Source organism: Klebsiella sp. 10-1 (genome assembly GCF_009758445.1).
GTDB lineage: Bacteria > Pseudomonadota > Gammaproteobacteria > Enterobacterales > Enterobacteriaceae > Klebsiella > Klebsiella scottii.
Genome location: NZ_WQRE01000022.1, coordinates 1879 through 4932 on the forward strand (window position 1 = coordinate 1879; position 3054 = coordinate 4932).

Annotated in this window: 1 rRNA gene; it reads left to right on the top strand. The window is 52.6% G+C overall.

Features of this window, described 5'->3' with window-relative positions:
- Positions 1 to 65: 65 nt before the first annotated feature.
- Positions 66 to 2972 (top strand): 23S ribosomal RNA (locus GO007_RS28730).
- Positions 2973 to 3054: the final 82 nt, after the last annotated feature.

Below are 3054 nucleotides of genomic sequence, written 5' to 3' on the forward strand. Positions count from 1 at the left end.
GGTGTGTTCGAGTCTCTCAAATTTTCGCAACGCGGACTGTTTTACGAAACAGCTTCGGGTTGTGAGGTTAAGCGACTAAGCGTACACGGTGGATGCCCTGGCAGTCAGAGGCGATGAAGGACGTGCTAATCTGCGATAAGCGTCGGTAAGGTGATATGAACCGTTATAACCGGCGATTTCCGAATGGGGAAACCCAGTGTGATTCGTCACACTATCGTTAAGTGAATACATAGCTTAACGAAGCGAACCGGGGGAACTGAAACATCTAAGTACCCCGAGGAAAAGAAATCAACCGAGATTCCCCCAGTAGCGGCGAGCGAACGGGGAGCAGCCCAGAACCTGAATCAGTTTGTGTGTTAGTGGAACGGTCTGGAAAGTCCGGCGGTACAGGGTGATAGCCCCGTACACTAAAATGCACATTCTGTGAGTTCGAAGAGTAGGGCGGGACACGTGGTATCCTGTCTGAATATGGGGGGACCATCCTCCAAGGCTAAATACTCCTGACTGACCGATAGTGAACCAGTACCGTGAGGGAAAGGCGAAAAGAACCCCGGCGAGGGGAGTGAAACAGAACCTGAAACCGTGTACGTACAAGCAGTGGGAGCCTACTAGTTAGGTGACTGCGTACCTTTTGTATAATGGGTCAGCGACTTATATTCTGTAGCAAGGTTAACCGTATAGGGGAGCCGCAGGGAAACCGAGTCTTAACTGGGCGTTAAGTTGCAGGGTATAGACCCGAAACCCGGTGATCTAGCCATGGGCAGGTTGAAGGTTGGGTAACACTAACTGGAGGACCGAACCGACTAATGTTGAAAAATTAGCGGATGACTTGTGGCTGGGGGTGAAAGGCCAATCAAACCGGGAGATAGCTGGTTCTCCCCGAAAGCTATTTAGGTAGCGCCTCGTGAACTCATCTTCGGGGGTAGAGCACTGTTTCGGCTAGGGGGTCATCCCGACTTACCAACCCGATGCAAACTACGAATACCGAAGAATGTTATCACGGGAGACACACGGCGGGTGCTAACGTCCGTCGTGAAGAGGGAAACAACCCAGACCGCCAGCTAAGGTCCCAAAGTCATGGTTAAGTGGGAAACGATGTGGGAAGGCACAGACAGCCAGGATGTTGGCTTAGAAGCAGCCATCATTTAAAGAAAGCGTAATAGCTCACTGGTCGAGTCGGCCTGCGCGGAAGATGTAACGGGGCTAAACCATGCACCGAAGCTGCGGCAGCGACGCTTATGCGTTGTTGGGTAGGGGAGCGTTCTGTAAGCCGTTGAAGGTGGCCTGTGAGGGTTGCTGGAGGTATCAGAAGTGCGAATGCTGACATAAGTAACGATAAAGCGGGTGAAAAGCCCGCTCGCCGGAAGACCAAGGGTTCCTGTCCAACGTTAATCGGGGCAGGGTGAGTCGACCCCTAAGGCGAGGCCGAAAGGCGTAGTCGATGGGAAACAGGTTAATATTCCTGTACTCGGTGTTACTGCGAAGGGGGGACGGAGAAGGCTATGTTGGCCGGGCGACGGTTGTCCCGGTTTAAGCATGTAGGCGGGAAGTTTAGGTAAATCCGGACTTCTGTTAACGCTGAGGTGTGACGACGAGGCACTACGGTGCTGAAGTAACAAATGCCCTGCTTCCAGGAAAAGCCTCTAAGCATCAGGTAACATCAAATCGTACCCCAAACCGACACAGGTGGTCAGGTAGAGAATACCAAGGCGCTTGAGAGAACTCGGGTGAAGGAACTAGGCAAAATGGTGCCGTAACTTCGGGAGAAGGCACGCTGATGGTAAGTGAAGCGACTTGCTCGTGGAGCTGAAATCAGTCGAAGATACCAGCTGGCTGCAACTGTTTATTAAAAACACAGCACTGTGCAAACACGAAAGTGGACGTATACGGTGTGACGCCTGCCCGGTGCCGGAAGGTTAATTGATGGGGTTATCCGTAAGGAGAAGCTCTTGATCGAAGCCCCGGTAAACGGCGGCCGTAACTATAACGGTCCTAAGGTAGCGAAATTCCTTGTCGGGTAAGTTCCGACCTGCACGAATGGCGTAATGATGGCCAGGCTGTCTCCACCCGAGACTCAGTGAAATTGAACTCGCTGTGAAGATGCAGTGTACCCGCGGCAAGACGGAAAGACCCCGTGAACCTTTACTATAGCTTGACACTGAACATTGAGCCTTGATGTGTAGGATAGGTGGGAGGCTTTGAAGCGTGGACGCCAGTCTGCGTGGAGCCAACCTTGAAATACCACCCTTTAATGTTTGATGTTCTAACGTAGACCCCTAATCGGGGTTGCGGACAGTGTCTGGTGGGTAGTTTGACTGGGGCGGTCTCCTCCCAAAGAGTAACGGAGGAGCACGAAGGTTAGCTAATCCTGGTCGGACATCAGGAGGTTAGTGCAATGGCATAAGCTAGCTTGACTGCGAGCGTGACGGCGCGAGCAGGTGCGAAAGCAGGTCATAGTGATCCGGTGGTTCTGAATGGAAGGGCCATCGCTCAACGGATAAAAGGTACTCCGGGGATAACAGGCTGATACCGCCCAAGAGTTCATATCGACGGCGGTGTTTGGCACCTCGATGTCGGCTCATCACATCCTGGGGCTGAAGTAGGTCCCAAGGGTACGGCTGTTCGCCGTTTAAAGTGGTACGCGAGCTGGGTTTAGAACGTCGTGAGACAGTTCGGTCCCTATCTGCCGTGGGCGCTGGAGAATTGAGGGGGGCTGCTCCTAGTACGAGAGGACCGGAGTGGACGCATCACTGGTGTTCGGGTTGTCATGCCAATGGCATTGCCCGGTAGCTAAATGCGGAAAAGATAAGTGCTGAAAGCATCTAAGCACGAAACTTGCCCCGAGATGAGTTCTCCCTGACCCTTTAAGGGTCCTGAAGGAACGTTGAAGACGACGACGTTGATAGGTCGGGTGTGTAAGCGTAGCGATACGTTGAGCTAACCGATACTAATGAACCGTGAGGCTTAACCTTACAACGCCGAAGCTGTTTTGGCGAAGAGACGAATTATCAGCTTGATGACAGATTAGCTGACAGGCCGAAGTGGCGTGTTGGT